Source organism: Ruegeria sp. CL3 (assembly GCF_056536505.1).
In genome coordinates, this window is the sequence record NZ_JBQFPT010000002.1 from 191,775 (window position 1) to 207,561 (window position 15,787).

General features: G+C 59.8%; 20 protein-coding genes and 1 other RNA gene. 12 read left to right on the top strand and 9 right to left on the bottom strand.

What is annotated here, in order from left to right; translation table 11 throughout:
• Positions 1–3: 3 nt before the first annotated feature.
• Genes nrdI through ACR0NO_RS03280 form a run of 4 tightly spaced genes read left to right on the top strand, consistent with a single transcriptional unit; the run spans position 4 to position 3,892 of the window.
• A complete protein-coding gene (nrdI, locus tag ACR0NO_RS03265) occupies positions 4–417 on the top strand; it encodes a class Ib ribonucleoside-diphosphate reductase assembly flavoprotein NrdI (RefSeq protein WP_480723111.1) in 414 nt (137 codons plus the stop codon).
• Positions 399–2,522, top strand: coding sequence for a class 1b ribonucleoside-diphosphate reductase subunit alpha (gene nrdE / locus ACR0NO_RS03270; protein ID WP_480722959.1), 2,124 nt, complete (start codon positions 399–401; stop codon positions 2,520–2,522). The genes nrdI and nrdE overlap by 19 nt, the downstream gene beginning before the upstream one ends.
• A 12-nt stretch (positions 2,523–2,534) precedes the next feature.
• The gene (nrdF, locus tag ACR0NO_RS03275; protein WP_170374857.1) at positions 2,535–3,506 is read left to right on the top strand and encodes a class 1b ribonucleoside-diphosphate reductase subunit beta; all 972 of its coding nucleotides are present in this window, start codon (positions 2,535–2,537) and stop codon (positions 3,504–3,506) included.
• Entirely contained in the window at positions 3,506–3,892 is a 387-nt protein-coding gene (locus ACR0NO_RS03280) for a pyrophosphohydrolase domain-containing protein (protein WP_480722960.1), read from the top strand. Before nrdF ends, ACR0NO_RS03280 begins: the two co-directional genes overlap by 1 nt.
• Before the next feature lie 92 nt (positions 3,893–3,984).
• On the opposite strand, the gene ACR0NO_RS03285 is transcribed toward ACR0NO_RS03280, so the two are convergent.
• Both ACR0NO_RS03285 and rpmG read right to left on the bottom strand, forming a co-directional pair.
• Positions 3,985–4,491, bottom strand: coding sequence for a hypothetical protein (locus tag ACR0NO_RS03285; RefSeq protein ID WP_170374852.1), 507 nt, complete (start codon positions 4,489–4,491; stop codon positions 3,985–3,987).
• Positions 4,492–4,699: 208 nt separating this feature from the next.
• Entirely contained in the window at positions 4,700–4,867 is a 168-nt protein-coding gene (rpmG, locus tag ACR0NO_RS03290; protein WP_037309480.1) for a 50S ribosomal protein L33, read from the bottom strand.
• 279 nt (positions 4,868–5,146) lie between these two features.
• Between rpmG and ACR0NO_RS03295 the strand changes: the two genes are divergently transcribed.
• The 3 genes from ACR0NO_RS03295 to ACR0NO_RS03305 all read left to right on the top strand — a co-directional run bounded on the left by ACR0NO_RS03295 (position 5,147) and on the right by ACR0NO_RS03305 (position 7,025).
• Positions 5,147–5,782: a DUF1326 domain-containing protein gene (locus tag ACR0NO_RS03295; protein WP_480722961.1), complete on the top strand. Its 636-nt coding sequence runs from the start codon at positions 5,147–5,149 to the stop codon at positions 5,780–5,782.
• A gap of 12 nt (positions 5,783–5,794) precedes the next feature.
• Positions 5,795–6,616 carry a DUF2182 domain-containing protein gene (locus ACR0NO_RS03300; RefSeq protein WP_480722962.1) on the top strand — a complete coding sequence of 274 codons (822 nt, stop codon included), beginning with the start codon at positions 5,795–5,797 and terminating at the stop codon, positions 6,614–6,616.
• 76 nt (positions 6,617–6,692) lie between these two features.
• Positions 6,693–7,025, top strand: coding sequence for a GYD domain-containing protein (locus ACR0NO_RS03305; RefSeq protein ID WP_170374847.1), 333 nt, complete (start codon positions 6,693–6,695; stop codon positions 7,023–7,025).
• A gap of 9 nt (positions 7,026–7,034) precedes the next feature.
• Here ACR0NO_RS03305 and rnpB read toward each other — a convergent pair.
• The 5 genes from rnpB to gatC all read right to left on the bottom strand — a co-directional run bounded on the left by rnpB (position 7,035) and on the right by gatC (position 10,746).
• Positions 7,035–7,434: RNase P RNA component class A (rnpB, locus tag ACR0NO_RS03310), an RNA gene on the bottom strand.
• A gap of 126 nt (positions 7,435–7,560) precedes the next feature.
• Complete coding sequence (locus ACR0NO_RS03315) at positions 7,561–8,244, bottom strand: N-acetylmuramoyl-L-alanine amidase (RefSeq protein ID WP_480722963.1); 684 nt, start codon at positions 8,242–8,244, stop codon at positions 7,561–7,563.
• A complete protein-coding gene (locus ACR0NO_RS03320) occupies positions 8,228–8,929 on the bottom strand; it encodes a hypothetical protein (protein ID WP_170768500.1) in 702 nt (233 codons plus the stop codon). Before ACR0NO_RS03320 ends, ACR0NO_RS03315 begins: the two co-directional genes overlap by 17 nt.
• 38 nt (positions 8,930–8,967) lie before the next feature.
• Entirely contained in the window at positions 8,968–10,455 is a 1,488-nt protein-coding gene (gene gatA, locus ACR0NO_RS03325) for an Asp-tRNA(Asn)/Glu-tRNA(Gln) amidotransferase subunit GatA (RefSeq protein WP_419739045.1), read from the bottom strand.
• A 3-nt stretch (positions 10,456–10,458) separates the two neighbouring features.
• On the bottom strand, positions 10,459–10,746 hold the full coding sequence (gene gatC / locus ACR0NO_RS03330) for an Asp-tRNA(Asn)/Glu-tRNA(Gln) amidotransferase subunit GatC (protein ID WP_170325838.1): 288 nt from the start codon (positions 10,744–10,746) through the stop codon (positions 10,459–10,461).
• A 219-nt stretch (positions 10,747–10,965) separates the two neighbouring features.
• Between gatC and ACR0NO_RS03335 the strand changes: the two genes are divergently transcribed.
• Positions 10,966–11,124, top strand: coding sequence for a hypothetical protein (locus ACR0NO_RS03335; RefSeq protein WP_170460730.1), 159 nt, complete (start codon positions 10,966–10,968; stop codon positions 11,122–11,124).
• A gap of 146 nt (positions 11,125–11,270) precedes the next feature.
• A complete protein-coding gene (locus tag ACR0NO_RS03340) occupies positions 11,271–11,834 on the top strand; it encodes a DUF4202 domain-containing protein (protein WP_480722964.1) in 564 nt (187 codons plus the stop codon).
• Here the strand turns inward: ACR0NO_RS03340 and ACR0NO_RS03345 are convergent.
• The gene (locus tag ACR0NO_RS03345) at positions 11,825–12,481 is read right to left on the bottom strand and encodes a ceramidase domain-containing protein (protein ID WP_480722965.1); all 657 of its coding nucleotides are present in this window, start codon (positions 12,479–12,481) and stop codon (positions 11,825–11,827) included. The two genes, ACR0NO_RS03340 and ACR0NO_RS03345, sit on opposite strands and share 10 nt — an antisense overlap.
• Positions 12,482–12,539: 58 nt before the next feature.
• Here ACR0NO_RS03345 and ACR0NO_RS03350 point away from each other — a divergent pair, with 58 nt between their 5' ends.
• Both ACR0NO_RS03350 and ACR0NO_RS03355 read left to right on the top strand, forming a co-directional pair.
• Positions 12,540–13,232 (top strand): metal-dependent hydrolase, encoded by a 693-nt coding sequence (locus ACR0NO_RS03350; protein ID WP_170662111.1) that lies wholly within the window; start codon positions 12,540–12,542, stop codon positions 13,230–13,232.
• Positions 13,232–14,398: a M24 family metallopeptidase gene (locus ACR0NO_RS03355; protein WP_480722966.1), complete on the top strand. Its 1,167-nt coding sequence runs from the start codon at positions 13,232–13,234 to the stop codon at positions 14,396–14,398. Before ACR0NO_RS03350 ends, ACR0NO_RS03355 begins: the two co-directional genes overlap by 1 nt.
• On the opposite strand, the gene ACR0NO_RS03360 is transcribed toward ACR0NO_RS03355, so the two are convergent.
• Positions 14,395–14,847, bottom strand: coding sequence for a nucleoside deaminase (locus tag ACR0NO_RS03360; protein WP_480722967.1), 453 nt, complete (start codon positions 14,845–14,847; stop codon positions 14,395–14,397). The two genes, ACR0NO_RS03355 and ACR0NO_RS03360, sit on opposite strands and share 4 nt — an antisense overlap.
• On the opposite strand from ACR0NO_RS03360, the gene ACR0NO_RS03365 reads away from it, so the two are divergent.
• Positions 14,846–15,724, top strand: coding sequence for a pseudouridine synthase (locus ACR0NO_RS03365; RefSeq protein WP_480722968.1), 879 nt, complete (start codon positions 14,846–14,848; stop codon positions 15,722–15,724). The two genes, ACR0NO_RS03360 and ACR0NO_RS03365, sit on opposite strands and share 2 nt — an antisense overlap.
• Positions 15,725–15,787 lie beyond the last annotated feature (63 nt).

A 15,787-nucleotide genomic window follows, 5' to 3' on the forward strand; every position in this document is an offset into this window, starting at 1 on the left:
CCGATCCCGGCGCTGGTCTATTTCTCATCGAAATCCGGAAACACCCACCGCTTTGTCTCGCGGCTGGGCCTCACCTCTTTCCGCATTCCGAATGGAATGGACCCGCTGCCTGACCCCGGACACTCCTACGTGCTGATCAGCCCCACCTATGCCGATGGCGAAGGGCGCGGGGCGGTTCCGAAACAGGTGATCCGGTTTCTGAACGACCCGGACAGACGCGCCGGGATCGTTGGAGTGATCGGCACAGGAAACCGCAATTTCGGTGCGACCTACGCTTTGGCCGGTCGCATCATCGCCCAGAAATGCAACGTACCGCTGCTCTATACGTTTGAGCTGGCCGGAACAGAGACCGACATCGCCCGCGTCCGCGCCGGGCTGGAAAAACTAGGGAGAAACCTATGCTCGACAGCAGCGTAAACGAGCAGGACTACCACGCGTTGAACGCGATGCTGAACCTCTACGATGGTGAGGGGAAGATCCGGTTCGATGCCGATCGTATGGCCGCGCGGCAGTATTTCCTGCAGCACGTGAACCAGAACACCGTGTTCTTCCACTCGCTGGACGAAAAGCTCGGGTATCTGGTTTCCGAGGGCTACTACGAAGAGGCCGTTCTGGACCAGTATTCCAAGAACTTCATGCGGAAGATCTGGGATGCGGCCTATGCCAAGAAGTTCCGGTTCCCGACCTTTCTGGGCGCGTTCAAATATTACACCTCTTATACGCTGAAAACCCGTGACGGGCAGCGGTTCCTGGAACGTTATGAGGACCGCGTCGTCATGACCGCACTGGCGCTGGCACGCGGTGATGAGGCGCTGGCCCTGTCTTTCATGGAGGAAATCCTCGACGGTCGCTTCCAGCCCGCCACGCCCACCTTCCTGAACGCCGGGAAAGCCTCACGCGGGGAGTTGATCTCGTGCTTCCTGCTTCGGCTTGAGGACAATATGGAGAGCATCGGGCGCGGCATCAACTCGGCCCTGCAACTGTCCAAGCGCGGTGGTGGTGTGGCGCTGCTGCTGACCAATATCCGCGAGCACGGCGCACCGATCAAAGGGATCGAGAACCAGTCCTCGGGCGTGATCCCGGTGATGAAACTGCTAGAGGACAGCTTCTCTTACGCCAACCAGCTGGGTGCGCGGCAAGGCGCAGGTGCGGTGTATCTGAACGCACACCACCCGGACATCATGCGCTTTCTCGACACCAAGCGCGAAAACGCGGATGAGAAAATCCGTATCAAAACGCTGAGCCTTGGCGTGGTGATCCCTGACATCACTTTCGAGCTGGCGAAGAAAAACGCGGATATGTACCTGTTCTCGCCTCATGACGTAGAAAAGGTCTATGGCGTGCCGTTCTCGGAAATCTCGGTGACGGAGAAGTATCACGAGATGGTCGATGACAAGCGAATCCGCAAATCCAAGGTCAATGCGCGTGAGTTCTTCCAGACCGTTGCAGAGATTCAGTTCGAATCCGGTTACCCCTACGTGATGTTCGAAGACACGGTGAACCGGATGAACCCCATTGCGGGCCGGATCAACATGTCGAACCTGTGTTCCGAGATTTTGCAGGTCAATGAAGCGTCTGAGTTCAACGATGACCTCAGCTATTCCCATCTGGGCACGGATATCTCCTGCAACCTCGGCTCGCTGAACATTGCCAAGACGATGGATAGCAGCGATCTGGGTCGTACTGTCGGCGCTGCGATCCGCGCGCTGACGGCGGTGTCCGAGATGTCGGCAATCGACTCGGTCCCATCGGTGCGTCGGGGCAATGATGAGAGCCACGCAATTGGTCTGGGACAGATGAACCTGCACGGCTTCCTCGCCCGCGAGCACATCCACTATGGCTCGCCTGAGGGGGTCGAGTTCACATCCGTGTATTTCGCGGCCATAGCCTATCACGCGATCCGCACCTCCTGCGAACTGGCGCAGGAACGCAAGGCGTCGTTTAAGGGGTTCGAGACCTCCGACTACGCCTCGGGCACATTCTTCGACAAATATACCACCCGTGACTGGCTTCCCGAAAGCGATCGGGTGAAGGCTCTGTTCGACGGCGTGACCCTACCCACAAGCGACGACTGGGCAGAGTTGAAGGCCGATGTGATGAAACACGGCCTCTATAACCGCAACCTTCAGGCGGTGCCGCCCACCGGATCGATCAGCTATATCAACAACTCGACTTCTTCGATTCACCCCATCGTTTCGAAGATCGAAATCCGTAAAGAGGGCAAGATCGGTCGCGTCTACTATCCGGCGGCTTTCATGAACAATGACAACCTCGAATACTACCGCGATGCCTATGAGATCGGCCCCGAAGCGCTGATCGACACCTATGCGGCGGCGACCGAACACGTCGATCAAGGCCTGTCGCTGACCCTATTCTTCCCGGCTGAGGCGACGACACGCGACATTAACCGCGCGCAGATCTACGCGTGGAAGAAAGGCATCAAAACCATTTATTATGTGCGTCTGCGCCAGGAGGCCCTTGAAGGGACCGAGGTGCAGGGCTGCGTATCCTGCTCGCTGTAAGGGGCCACTGACATGAAAGACATGATCCAAACCAAGATCCCCCGCGCCATCAACTGGAACCGGCTGGAGGATGACAAGGACCTTGAGGTCTGGAACCGCCTGACGGTCAATTTCTGGCTTCCCGAAAAGGTGCCGCTGTCCAATGATATCCAAAGCTGGGCGACACTGACGGACCATGAAAAGCAGCTGACCATCCGCGTATTCACCGGCCTGACCCTGCTGGACACGATCCAGAACACGGTCGGTGCCCCTGCCCTGATGCCGGATGCCGTAACCCCGCACGAAGAGGCGGTGCTGACCAACATCGCCTTTATGGAGGCGGTACACGCGCGCAGCTATTCCTCGATCTTCTCGACGCTCTGTTCGACCAAAGAGATCGACGAGGCGTTCCGCTGGTCCGAAGAAAACCCGCATCTGCAGGCCAAGGCCGAGGCGATCCTGAACACATACGCTCCGGGCAATGACCCGCTGAAACGCAAGATCGCTTCGGTGTTTCTGGAAAGCTTCCTATTTTACTCCGGCTTCTACCTGCCGATGTACTGGTCCAGCCGCGCCAAGCTGACCAACACCGCCGACCTGATACGCCTAATCATTCGGGACGAAGCCGTTCATGGCTATTACATCGGCTATAAATTCCAGCGCGGCTACGAGAAGCTCTCTGAGGCCGAACAGCAGGAGTTGAAGGACTATGCCTTTGGCTTGATGTTCGAACTTTACGGGATCGAGAACCAATACACCGAGGAACTCTATGACGAGCTCGGCCTGACCGAGGACGTGAAGGTCTTCCTCCACTACAACGCTAACAAGGCGCTGCAAAACCTCGGGTTCGAGGCCCTTTTCCCGCCGGAAGTCTCCGAGGTGAACCCGGCGATTCTGGCCGCCCTCAGCCCGGATAGCGAGAACCACGACTTCTTCTCGGGCTCGGGCTCCTCCTATGTCATCGGCAAAGCAGTTGCGACCGAGGACGAGGATTGGGATTTCTGATGGCAAAGGACACTCTGACCATCGTTCGGGACTGGCACGAAGCCTTTGACGTTCCGGTCGTGGATACGCCCGCGATCCCCGAGACGCGCGCGCAGATGCGTTTGGCGATCCTCGAAGAGGAAGTCGCGGAGCTGCGCGCAGCGGTCGAGGATGGCAATCTGGTCGAGGTGTTGGATGCCTTGTGTGACATCCAATACGTGCTGGACGGCACCTTTCTGGAATTCGGCCTACACAGCGTCAAACAAGCGGCGATGGAGGAGGTCCATGCCTCGAACATGTCCAAGCTGGGCGTCGATGGGAAACCGGTTCTGCGCGAAGATGGCAAGGTGCTGAAAGGTCCGGCTTTCCGCCGGCCCGACCTCGCACGCATCCTTGAGGATGGCTAACACCGCCTTGATTGGGACGAATAGCTATCGGTGCAAATGAACAGGGCGAGTAAATCCCCGCCCTTTTTCAAGTCAACTGATCTTTGACCGGATCAGCTGCAGTTCAGCGGAACCGCAAAGCCCGAACTGCGATCGGATGAGCCCTTGCTGTAGACATCTCCTGCAGGCAGGCAACCGGTAAAGCGTTCGGTCTCTCTACCAAACGCCGCCCCCACAGAGTTATCGACCCGAGTGCTGTTTGAGCGAGTCCGAACAACTCCGAACAGGGTGCCGTTCACATTCACTGTGCTCAGATATAGGTTCTGGCTGCTTCCCGATAGTTCCACTGCGTTTGCAGGCGACTGACCGCCATTTTCGATTGCCACACCGGCAATCTTATCGATCCCGACCTTGTCGGACAGGACCGAGACGGTGGGCAATTCTGCAAGCTCGGCCGGGACATTGGTCGCTGGCGGTAAGAAGGCAACGGCTCCCGGAACATCGGACACCGTGCGCGGTTCACCATCAATCCCGGTGAACCCGACACCTTGGCGATTGAAGGGGTCTTCACAAGCCGCGAGGGTCAAAACGGCGATTGTCGGTAGCAAGATTTTTTTCATGACGGTCAACATTTTGTGGCGAGTTGCTAAACCGTAGCGGTAGCGAGATGCAAAAAGCAAGCCGCGCCAGGTGCGAAGGGGCGCGGCGCTGATGCGTCCCTGCAACGGACCTGTTCGTTTCACATGGCGACACCAGCGTATGCGTCACAAAGAAAAAGGGCTCTGACAATTCAGAACCCTTTTCAAAATGTCCAATTGGAACGGCAGATTACTTGATCTTGCCTTCCTTGTACTCGACATGTTTCCGAACGACCGGGTCGTATTTACGAATGGTCATTTTCTCGGTCATCGTACGCGCGTTTTTCTTGGTCACGTAGAAGTGGCCCGTGCCCGCGGTCGAGTTCAGGCGGATCTTGATTGTCGTCGGCTTCGCCATGGTTATCTCCTGCGTCCGAAAAGGCAGGGCCTTCCGGTTGAATTCCTATGAGCGTGCGCTTTTACCCCGTCGCGCGCCCGAGTCAACCGGATTCCGCAAGTGAGGCGCACAAAAGCTGAGTTCCACGCTCGCACCGGATTTGGCGCGATCACGCTTTCGTGATATGGTCGCGAAATTCGAACGACCCAGAAGCTGGCACCAAGCCCGGCCTTCGAGGCATTGATATCAGGCGCGACCCTATCACGGCAGAGTACATTTATGCGTGTTTGGGGGTTAATCATGACAGAATGGAAACTGCAGGCCGAAGAGCTGGCCAATTGTAACTGCAACTTCGGCTGCCCATGCCAGTTCAGTGTTCTACCCACCCATGGCAATTGCGAAGCCGTTGTCGTGTTCGATATTGAATCCGGCCACTATGGCGACACGGATCTTTCCGGTGTGCGGGCAGCAGGCGTGTATTACTGGCCCGGCCCGATCCATGAAGGCAATGGCCAGATGCAGTTGGTCATCGACGAAAGCGCCTCTGCCGATCAGCGCGCTGCATTGCAGGCGATCATGACGGGCGAAGATACCGATGAAATGGCGACCATGTGGTACGTCTTCAGCGCGATGGCACCCAAGAAACACGAAACTCTGTACGTTCCGATCGAATTGGACTGGAGCCGCGAGGACCGGACCGGCTATGCGAAAGTGACCGGTGTGTTCGATGTGAATGTCAGACCGATCCCCAATATCGTGACCGGAGACCCGCATCGTGCGGCGTTCCATCTGCCCAACGGGTTCGAATATCGCACCGCCGAGGCGGCCTCGGGCTCAGCCCAAACCACGGGCGCTGCGATCAGCCTGGCCTTTGATGCCACCCACGCGCATCTGGCGCATCTCAACATCTCAGGACATGGGGTTCTGGGCGCTTAGGCAGGGTGTCCAATGACTGAATCCCCAACACCGAGCCATTTGGTCGATCGGGTGCTTCGGCATGACCGTGGCGTTGTTCTGGTCTGTGTCGCGCTGATCATTCTGGCGGCATCGTGGTACACGATTGCCGGTGTTGGCATGAACATGACCGCTGTGGACATGACCCGGATGGCCCGCCCGATTGGCAATCCGATGCAGATGGCGACCGAGGTGCATTGGACGGCGCCTTATGCCGTGCTGATCTTCCTGATGTGGTGGGTGATGATGATCGCGATGATGACGCCCAGCGCCGCCCCTACTGTTCTGCTGTTCATGGCGTTGAAACGGGTCGGGCCGGATAAGGCCAATACGGCGCGGCTGAGCCTTTTTTTTCTGGCCGGCTATCTGGTGGCCTGGGCCTTGTTCAGCGTGCTGGCGACCGGCGCACAATGGCTGTTGGAAGCTGTTGGACTGTCCGATGGCCCGATGATGACCATCCGCTCCCGGACGGCGGCCGGGTGCGTTATGATCGCAGCGGGGCTGTACCAACTGTCTAGCCTCAAAACCGCCTGTCTACGCCATTGCCGCAGCCCGGCGCGTTTTCTGGCCGATCACAACAGACCCTACGCCTTCGGCGCATTCCGCACCGGCGCGCTGCACGGAGCTTATTGTCTGGGCTGCTGCTGGGCCCTGATGCTGCTGCTGTTCGTGGGCGGAGTAATGAACCTCTATTGGATTGTCGGCGTCGCCATTTACGTCGCGTTGGAGAAGTTGATGCCGCGCGCCATGTGGCTGGTGCCTGCAAGCGGTGCGGCGCTGATCATTCTTGGCGTCTGGCTGGTGGCCGTGCCTTAGCGCGCGCCTCGGATCGGATTTCAGGCCAAAGGACCGGCCCAATCAAAGGTCCCTCAACTTCAGTCAGGAGGAATCCATGCCTATTTTTATCACCTATGCATCCTATTCCCAAAAAGGCGCGAAGGGGATGGTCGGCAAACCATCCGATCGGACGGACGCCGTCAAAGCGCTGTTGAAGAAGGTCGGTGCCAAGCTTTTAGCCTTCTACATTACGACGGGGGATAACGACGTGGTTGTTATCAGCGAAGCACCGGACGAGACGGACGCGGTTGCAGTAGGCATGGCGGTTGCCGCCTCGGGCGCGGTATCCAACATAGAAACCGTAAGAGCTTGGAAAGCGAAGGACTTCGTGGCGGTTCAGAAAAAGGCTGCGAAACTGGTCGGGGCTTACACGCCACCCGGAAACTGACGATAGGATACGCGCGGAGGGCCTGTAAGCCGGATCTTGTTCCGGGGTTGCCCCCTTCGATGACCATTCCTCTAGGCCGTGCATTGCTGCGCGGCTCAAGCTGCCAACCCGGTCCCTCTCGGCCAAGACACGCTTAGCGGTGGTATCGGCAGACGCCGACCATCCCGCGCGGGGACCCTATTTGGCATTGCTCCCGGTGGGGCTTGCCGTGCCGCCGCTGTTGCCAGCGGCGCGGTGGGCTCTTACCCCACCGTTTCACCCTTACCTTTGACCGAAGCCGCAGGCGGTCTGATTTCTGTGGCGCTTTCCGTCGGGTTGCCCCGCCCGGGCGTTACCCGGCACCGTTGCCTTGTGGAGTCCGGACTTTCCTCTCGGGTCTTGCGACCCCAGCGGCCATCCGGCCCTCCGCGCAGAGGGGTGGGTATGCTGTGTTCCCGGTCGCGTCAAGGGTGGATGGGGCGGAGGAAGGGGCCAGCCCGTTCTTGGCCTGCAGCCAATTCATCCCCGGGATATTTTTGGCCAGATGAAGAGCGGATCAGGTCGCGTGTGGGGGCGGGCTGAAGGCCTTGAAGTCGGCTGGGGAGAGCGGGCCCGTGCCCCAGGGGCGGTATCGAAGGCGGATGGACGCCAGGAGCGTCTCGTTCGGGACATCTGTGGTGAAACCTGCGGCGCGGGCCAGTGTGCGGAAGCTGTCGTATGATGTGTCTGCCTGGGCAGTTTGGGTTCCGCGTTTGGAGGCCAAGCCCTGACGTTCGAGCCGCTGCCAATCGAACTTTGCTCCGGGGTCGCATTTTCGGCCGGGGGCCATGTCGGAATGGCCAATCACGCCCTCGGGCGGAATCGCCCAGCGCGACATGATCTGGGGTAGGAGGATTTCCAGCGTTGCCATTTGCAGATCCGAGAAAGGATGTGCTCCAGTGTTATCCAGTTCGATCCCGATGGAGCGCGAGTTGATGTCGATCTGACCATGCCACTCGCCCGCACCGGCGTGCCATGCCCGGTCCTCCTCGCGCACCATTTGCCAGAGCGTGCCATCACAACCGATCAGGTAATGCGCCGATACCTCGGCTTGTGGGTCGCAGAGGCGCTCCAGCGCGGCCTGAGCGCTATCCATCGCTGTGTAGTGCAGGACAATCAGTGTCGGCGTCAGACCATCGCGGCGGGGGCCGAAATTCGGCGAGGCGTGCCAGATCGGCGCAGGCTCAGTTGTTGATGGCACTGCGGAACGGGCTCGGGTCCCAGCTGCAGGCATAGCCGTCGCCATCCGGGTCCAGTCCTTTGCGGTCGCGCTGTGGCCCTCCGTTCGACAGGAAGGCGATCTGGGCCTGGTCGGGCGAGGGGAATTGCGCGCAGTTACGCTGAGCTTTGGCCTGCAGGTTGAACCCCGCACGGCTGTAAAGCTGGGTGCCCACCGGGTTGGATGTGCTGAGTGCGTATTGCACGATGTTGGGCTGCCCGTCGCTGCCACGTTCAGGCACGGCCGTAGGGGCAACCACTTCGTAGGTCTGGCGGTTCTGTTCGATGCGAGCAGCGTCGGATTCGATGCTGCGGCGCTCGGACACGGCTCCAAAATCCTGTTCGTCGGAGATGCCGGTATTGTTGGGCACGGGAGTGACCGTTGGTTGCGCCGAAGTGCTGGCCAAAGCCGCCGCCGTCTGATTGGCAATATCGGCATTGGCACCGGTCGCAACTGGCAGGTTCGACGCCGAACCCGGTGCACCTAGGGCCTGCTCCGAAACATCCACCGGGGCAAGCAGCGGGTTTACGACACTCCCCTGCCCGGACAGTTGCGCCTCACGCTGGGCCTGATACTCGGGCGTGTTGAAATCGGTTCCGCCAATCGGTGTGACCGTATCACAGGCGGCGATCAGCGAGATCGCCGCGATGAGAGGCAAAGAGCGCATGCTGCGCCTCCGTGTCTGATGTCTTTCAGGCCCGAGGCTTACCACCATTTCGACGGTTTTGCCACAAAACCGGCGGCGTTTTCCAACGCATAGGCGGTATTGAGCAGATCGCCCTCTTCCCAGGGCCTACCGATCAGTTGCAGACCCAGCGGCAGCCCTTGTTTATCGAGCCCTGCAGGCACCGAGATCCCCGGCAAACCGGCAAGGTTCACAGTCACGGTGAAGACGTCGTTCAAGTACATTTGAACGGGATCGGCCTCGGTCATCTCGCCCAGACCGAAGGATGCGGACGGGGTGGCCGGGGTCAGAATCGCGTCGACACCCGCAGCGAAGACATCCTCGAAGTCCTTCTTGATAAGGGTGCGGACCTTGCGGGCGCGGTTGTAGTAGGCGTCGTAGAAGCCCGCCGACAGCACGTAAGTCCCGACCATCACGCGGCGCTGCACCTCGTGACCGAAGCCCTCGGCGCGGGTTTTCTCGTACATCTCGGTGATACCGTCACCCTGAGATAGCTGCGCGCGGCGGCCATAGCGCACGCCATCATAGCGGGCGAGGTTCGAGGACGCCTCGGCAGGCGCAATCACGTAGTAGGCTGGCAGCGCGTATTTGGTATGCGGCAGCGAGATATCCACGATTTCGGCGCCCGCGTCTTTCAGCATCGCGGCGCCATCCGCCCAGAGCTTTTCGATCTCGGCAGGCATGCCGTCCATGCGGTACTCTTTCGGGATACCGATCTTCTTGCCTTTGATATCACCGGTCAGCATCGCCTCGAAATTCGGGACAGCCAGTTCGGCGCTGGTGGAATCCTTGGCGTCATGGCCACACATGGTTTCCAGCATGATCGCCGCGTCGCGGACATTCTTGGTCATCGGACCGGCCTGATCCAGCGAGGAGGCAAACGCGACGATGCCCCAGCGCGAGCAACGGCCATAGGTCGGCTTGATACCGGTGATACCAACAAAGGCGGCAGGCTGGCGGATCGAACCGCCGGTGTCGGTGCCGGTCGCGGCCAGGCACAGATCTGCGGCCACAGCAGACGCCGAGCCACCCGACGAACCGCCCGGTGTCAGCTGCGCGTCGTCATTGCCGCGACGCCACGGGCTGACTGCGTTGCCGTAGACCGAGGTTTCGTTGGACGAGCCCATGGCGAATTCGTCCATGTTCAGTTTGCCCAGCATAACAGCACCAGCATCGGCCAGTTGCTGAGATACGGTGGATTCGTATTCGGGCTTGAAGCCTTCCAGAATTTTGGATGCCGCCTGTGAGGGCACGCCCTTGGTGCAGAACAGATCCTTGATGCCGATCGGCAGACCACACATCGACGGCGCGTCGCCACCTTTGATCCGCTCATCTGCAGCCTTGGCGCGTTCCAGCGCGATCTCGGGCGTTTTGTGGACAAAAGCGTTCAGCGCGTCGGCGTCATCAATGGCTGTCAGGCAGGATTCGGTCAGTTCTACCGAGGTCACGTCACCCTTGCGCAGCGCATCGCGAGCCTCGGCCAGGCCCAGTTTGTTCAGATCGCTCATGTCTTACTCCACCACTTTGGGGACTGCGAAAAAGCCTTCGCGGGCGTCGGGGGCGTTGGCCAGAACCTTGTCCTGCTGGTTTCCGTCGGTGACCACATCCTCACGACGTTTCAGGCGCATCGGCTCGACCGAGACCATCGGCTCGACGCCTTCGACATCCACTTCGTTCAGTTGCTCGATGAACCCAAGGATGGTGTTGAACTCGGACGCCAGCGCGGGCAGCGCGTCATCCTCGACCTTGATCCGGGCCAGTTTGGCCACCTTGGCGGCGGTGCTTTGGTCAATCGACATCGGAAAACCTCATATGCGTTAGGGGGCGTTTACCCGTCCGGGGTCCGGGTCGCAAGAGCGCGATAGGATCTGTCCGGGCATCATCTGATGCGGCCCCTTTTCCATTTTGCATACCTCCCATGCAAAAAAGTAAACCGGTTAGTTCATTTTTGCCCTTGAAAAACTAAACTGAACTGTTCATTTCTATTCCACGGCACAGCCAAAACCCGGAGTAGAGACATGAAACCCTTCCTGATTGCATTTGTAGTGGCCACCACTGTTGTCGCGTCCCAAGCACAGGCTTTTGGCCCAACAATGAATACCCTGACACCTGATCTGACCTTCCCCACACCTGCCCCCGAGGTTGTCAGCCAGGATCAGGTCAAGACGAACAAGTGATAGACCCCCTGCCCCGGGTCGGGCGATTAATGCCCGGCCCGGTTGGCTACAATTGACTACTGCTCTTTTCGACGCGACCCGCTACGGTAGGCCGAGTGATGCGCCGAACCGTAAGGTTGGTTCGGCAAGAACCAACGGAGCAGAAGATGAGCGCGCGCAAGCAAGCCGTTCTGGACGCGATTGATGCGGCCAACAGGCAAGACCCCAACATCGAAGACGGCCAACCGGTTGAGCTGATCTATGGTCAGCGCATGAGCACCGAGATGGACAGGCTGTTCCCTGACGCCTCGGACATGTTGCAGATTGCCGCCCGTGGGCAGCATGTTGAACGCTGGAAGCTGGCGCGCAGTGAATATCCCGAAGGTCGTGCCGGATATCTGGCCTGGCGCAAGGCGCAGGGTGTCCATCACGCTGAGGTTGTCATGGGCCTGATGCAGCAGGCCGGGTACGACGCGGACGACATCGACGCGACCGGGCGCATGCTACGCAAGCAAGGCATCAAGCGCGATGATGAGGTTCAGGCGCTTGAGGATGTCATCTGTTTTGTGTTCCTGAAATGGTATTTCGCGCCTTTCGCCGCAAAACACTCGGCCGAAAAGATTCAGAGCATTGTCGAAAAGACAGCCCGGAAGATGTCAGCCGAAGGCCGCGCGCGGGTTTTGAAGGAGTTCGATCTGCCCGACAACCTGGCTACGGCCTTTCAGGACTGAGACGCGCGGGTCAGGTGCCTGCGATAGACCTCGATCATCCAGCCCAGCATGGTCGCGTTCAGGATGTGCCACATGAAATGCGTGCCCAGCGGAAGCTGCATGCACAACGGCTCATCCAAAGCGCGGAAGGTGATCGAGGCGATCAGGATAAACGCACCAATCGCTAACCCTCGAGCCGTTTCCGGCGTGCGATGGCGCAGCAGGAAGGCATAGATCAGAATCAGCAACGGCACTGGCGCGTATGCGGCGGAGCCCCCCAACCCCGGAACCAATTGAAACAAAGGCAGGGTTGCGGCGGCATAGGGGATGAAAAGCGCGGTCACTATCGCGGCGGGCAGCGGTCGCATCTGCCAGACGTCCCGATTGATCGCAAAGATATAGACCAGAATATACAGAAGGATCGGCGCGACATCGGCCAACGCCGCCCAGACCTGCGCGTGGGTGTGAAACAGATAGCTGCCGATCCCGATCGTGGCGAGAATCAACACCAGCAGCATGGCCAGAGGCATCCCCTGCCCGCGCACCCTGCGCCACATGATGAAAGCTGCGATCAGGAACGCGGCGTTGGTCACCGCGTTGATCGGCTCGGCCCAATAGGCGGGGGTAAGGCGTTCGCAATACCCATCAATTTCCTGAAACCAATCCATGAACTTTTACATAACGGATGCTAGTGTGATGCCAATAGGCATCGCAGGAGGAATTCTCATGAACATCATTTGGTTGGGCCACGGCAGCTTTCGCATTGAAACCGAAGGTCAGGTGCTGCTGGTCGACCCATGGCTGACCGGCAACCCGTCTCTGCCCGAGGATCAGCATGATGCAGCCGTTGAAGGTGCCACGCATATCCTTCTGACCCACACGCATTTCGACCATGTCGTCGACATCCTGCCTTTGGCCAAACACCTGAAGGTACCGGTGGTCGGCCAATACGACCTCATGGGCTATTGGGCCGAGGCCGAAGGGATCGAGACCATCGGCTTCAACAAAGGTGGAACGGTCAATCTGAACGGCATCAAGGTCACGATGGTGCCTGCCTCGCACAGCTCGACCTTCTCGACCCCGGACGGGCTGCGCACCGGCGGCAGTGAGGTCGGATTCATGATCGCAGCCGAGGGGCGTATGCTCTATGTCTCGGGCGATACCGATGTCATGGCGGATATGGATTGGATGGGGGACTACTACAAACCCGATATCGGCATTCTGTCCGCGGGCGGACATTTCACCATGGATATGAAAGCCACCGCCTATGCCGCCAAACGGTACTTCGATTTCAAAACGGTGATTCCCTGCCACTACAAAACTTTCCCCATTCTTGAGCAATCCGCACAGACACTGATCGACGGCCTGCCCGGTGTGGACGTGATCGAGCCTGAAGTCATGAAAGCGATCGCCCTCTGATGCCGGCGTCAGATTTTAGCGCGCAGGAATACGCAGACCGCTTGAGCAAGACCCGCGCGGCGATGAGTGCGCGCGGGATTGAGACCCTACTGGTGACCGATCCGTCCAACATGGCTTGGCTCACCGGGTATGACGGCTGGAGCTTCTACGTCCCGCAGATGGTGATCCTGCCTGCACAAGGCGCGCCTCTGTGGTGGGGGCGCACGCAGGACAAGGCTGGTGCCGCGCAGACCACGTGGCTGGACCCGTCCGACTTGCTGGACTGGCCGGAGGAACATGTCCAACATCCCGATCACCATCCGGTCGACGCTTTGGTTCTCGCGCTGCGCGACCGGGACTGGACCCGAGGGCTGGGCGTCGAGATGGACAATTACTACTACTCCGCCGCCAGCCACCGCATTCTTGAACGCGCCTTCGGTGAAACGATCGATGCCACGGGTTTGGTGAACTGGCAGCGTGCGGTCAAAAGCGACACCGAGATCGACATGATGCGCAAGGCGGGCCAGTTGACCGCGCATATGCATGAAGTGCTGCGTGAGGCGTTTCGCGAAGACCTGCCCAAGAACCAACTGGTCGCCCAAGTGCAGGCAGCAGGCATCGCGGGCCTGCCCGGTTTGGCGGGCGACTACCCTGCTATTGTACCAATTGCTCCCTCGGGCCGCGAGGCCTCGGCCTCGCATATCACCTGGAATGACAGGCCCTTAGTGCGCGGAGAGGCCACCTATTTCGAGATCTCCGGCTGCTATCGACGGTATCACTGCCCGGCCAGCCGCAGTCTGTTTCTAGGCGATCCACCGGATGACATCCGCCGGGCCGAAGCGGCGGTTCTGACGGCAATTGAGGCCACTCTGGCAGCCGCACGCCCCGGCACCACATGCGAGGAAGTCGCCACCTGCGTCTATGACAGTTTCGCCCGCGCCGGATATGAAAAGGCCAACCGCACCGGTTATCCCATCGGCCTCAGCTACCCGCCCGACTGGGGAGAGCGCACGATGAGCCTGCGTCCCGGCGACACCACGGTATTGCAGGAAAACATGACGTTTCACTTGATGCCGGGACTGTGGACTCCGGACTGGGGGCTGGCGATAACCGAGAGCTTTGTGGTGACGCCGGAGGGCGGCCAACCTCTGGCCGATATCCCGCGTGAGATGGTGGTTAAACCCTAATCGCGTTGGCTTGCGAAAAAGTGCCTGAGCAAATCGGCCGCCTCGTCGGCTGCGATGCCATCGTAGACCTCCGGCTTGTGATGGGCCTGCGGGTGCGCAAAAACCCGTGCGCCATGGGCGACACCGCCTGATTTCGGGTCGGATGCCCCATAGTAGATGCGACGGATGCGTGCTGCGGCCAAAGCCGCCGCGCACATCGCGCAAGGCTCCAACGTCACATAGAGGTCATGACCGGGCAGCCTTTCTGAGCCTGCCTCGGCACAGGCGGCGCGCAGCGCCAGTATCTCGGCATGAGCGGTCGGGTCGTTCAGCTCACGCGTGCGATTCCCGGTGGAGGCCACAACCCGGCCATCAGGCGCGACGATCACCGCGCCGACGGGAACCTCCCCCCGTTCAGCGGCCGCGCGGGCCTCGGACAGTGCCTTGTCCATATGTGATTTGAACACCATGCCCTTGACTGCCTCAGAAACCTGCCTTTCGCAAGCGGGCGGGATGGGGTATGGCCCTGCCATGAGCAACACCCCTCCTCCCGGCGACCGGATCGCCAAAGTCCTGGCCCGTGCTGGCGTAGCCTCGCGGCGCGAGGCGGAACGCATGATCGAAGCTGGCCGCGTCAGTGTGAACGGCAAGGCTATCAAAAGCCCTGCCCTGAACGTGACCGGCAAAGACAGGATCACCGTCGACGGCAAGCCGGTGTCGGAACCCGAACCCTCGCGACTGTGGCTGTATCACAAGCCGACCGGTTTGGTGACCACGACCAAGGACGAAAAAGGCCGCGCGACGATCTTTGACGAGTTGCCCGAAGGCATGCCTCGGGTGATGTCTGTTGGCCGGTTGGATCTGAACTCCGAAGGGCTGTTGCTGCTGACCAATGATGGCGGCATCAAACGCAAGCTGGAGCTTCCCTCAACCGGTTGGCTGCGGAAATACCGCGTTAGGGTGAATGGACGCCCCAAGGACGAGGATTTCGCCCCCCTGCGCAAAGGTCTGGTGATCGAGGGCGAGAGGTTTCAGCCCATGACCGTCTCGCTTGATCGTCAGCAGGGCGCAAATGCCTGGCTGACCATCGGCCTGCGCGAAGGCAAAAACCGCGAAATTCGCCGCGCGATGGAGGATATAGGCTTTACCGTGAACCGCCTGCTGCGTGTGTCTTACGGGCCATTCCAACTGGGCGACCTGAAACCGGGTGAGGTTGAAGAGGTCCGCCGCCGCGTAATGCGTGATCAGCTGGGTCTGGATGGGGGCGAAGAACCCGAAAGAACGGCGAAACGCGCGACCCGACTGCAGCGGAAACGCCCTACGATCGGCAAGAAACCCCGCAAGTGATGCGGGTTTGACAACCTTCCCCCTAGCGCCAAGCCCTCGTATCCCCTAAATTTTCTGTGAGTG

What these genes read in the sequence shown, in the direction of transcription:
- gatC (WP_170325838.1), bottom strand. Translation starts at nt 10,746, where the DNA reads ATGTCGATTGACCAAAGCACCGCCGCCAAGGTGGCCAAACTGGCCCGG.
- ACR0NO_RS03360 (WP_480722967.1), bottom strand. Translation starts at nt 14,847, where the DNA reads ATGGTGTTCAAATCACATATGGACAAGGCACTGTCCGAGGCCCGCGCG.
- gatA (WP_419739045.1), bottom strand. Translation starts at nt 10,455, where the DNA reads ATGAGCGATCTGAACAAACTGGGCCTGGCCGAGGCTCGCGATGCGCTG.
- ACR0NO_RS03345 (WP_480722965.1), bottom strand. Translation starts at nt 12,481, where the DNA reads ATGGATTGGTTTCAGGAAATTGATGGGTATTGCGAACGCCTTACCCCC.
- ACR0NO_RS03280 (WP_480722960.1), top strand. Translation starts at nt 3,506, where the DNA reads ATGGCAAAGGACACTCTGACCATCGTTCGGGACTGGCACGAAGCCTTT.
- ACR0NO_RS03335 (WP_170460730.1), top strand. Translation starts at nt 10,966, where the DNA reads ATGAAACCCTTCCTGATTGCATTTGTAGTGGCCACCACTGTTGTCGCG.
- ACR0NO_RS03285 (WP_170374852.1), bottom strand. Translation starts at nt 4,491, where the DNA reads ATGAAAAAAATCTTGCTACCGACAATCGCCGTTTTGACCCTCGCGGCT.
- ACR0NO_RS03300 (WP_480722962.1), top strand. Translation starts at nt 5,795, where the DNA reads ATGACTGAATCCCCAACACCGAGCCATTTGGTCGATCGGGTGCTTCGG.
- ACR0NO_RS03365 (WP_480722968.1), top strand. Translation starts at nt 14,846, where the DNA reads ATGCCCTTGACTGCCTCAGAAACCTGCCTTTCGCAAGCGGGCGGGATG.
- ACR0NO_RS03295 (WP_480722961.1), top strand. Translation starts at nt 5,147, where the DNA reads ATGACAGAATGGAAACTGCAGGCCGAAGAGCTGGCCAATTGTAACTGC.
- ACR0NO_RS03320 (WP_170768500.1), bottom strand. Translation starts at nt 8,929, where the DNA reads ATGCGCTCTTTGCCTCTCATCGCGGCGATCTCGCTGATCGCCGCCTGT.
- ACR0NO_RS03355 (WP_480722966.1), top strand. Translation starts at nt 13,232, where the DNA reads ATGCCGGCGTCAGATTTTAGCGCGCAGGAATACGCAGACCGCTTGAGC.
- nrdF (WP_170374857.1), top strand. Translation starts at nt 2,535, where the DNA reads ATGAAAGACATGATCCAAACCAAGATCCCCCGCGCCATCAACTGGAAC.
- ACR0NO_RS03340 (WP_480722964.1), top strand. Translation starts at nt 11,271, where the DNA reads ATGAGCGCGCGCAAGCAAGCCGTTCTGGACGCGATTGATGCGGCCAAC.
- nrdE (WP_480722959.1), top strand. Translation starts at nt 399, where the DNA reads ATGCTCGACAGCAGCGTAAACGAGCAGGACTACCACGCGTTGAACGCG.
- rpmG (WP_037309480.1), bottom strand. Translation starts at nt 4,867, where the DNA reads ATGGCGAAGCCGACGACAATCAAGATCCGCCTGAACTCGACCGCGGGC.
- ACR0NO_RS03350 (WP_170662111.1), top strand. Translation starts at nt 12,540, where the DNA reads ATGAACATCATTTGGTTGGGCCACGGCAGCTTTCGCATTGAAACCGAA.
- ACR0NO_RS03305 (WP_170374847.1), top strand. Translation starts at nt 6,693, where the DNA reads ATGCCTATTTTTATCACCTATGCATCCTATTCCCAAAAAGGCGCGAAG.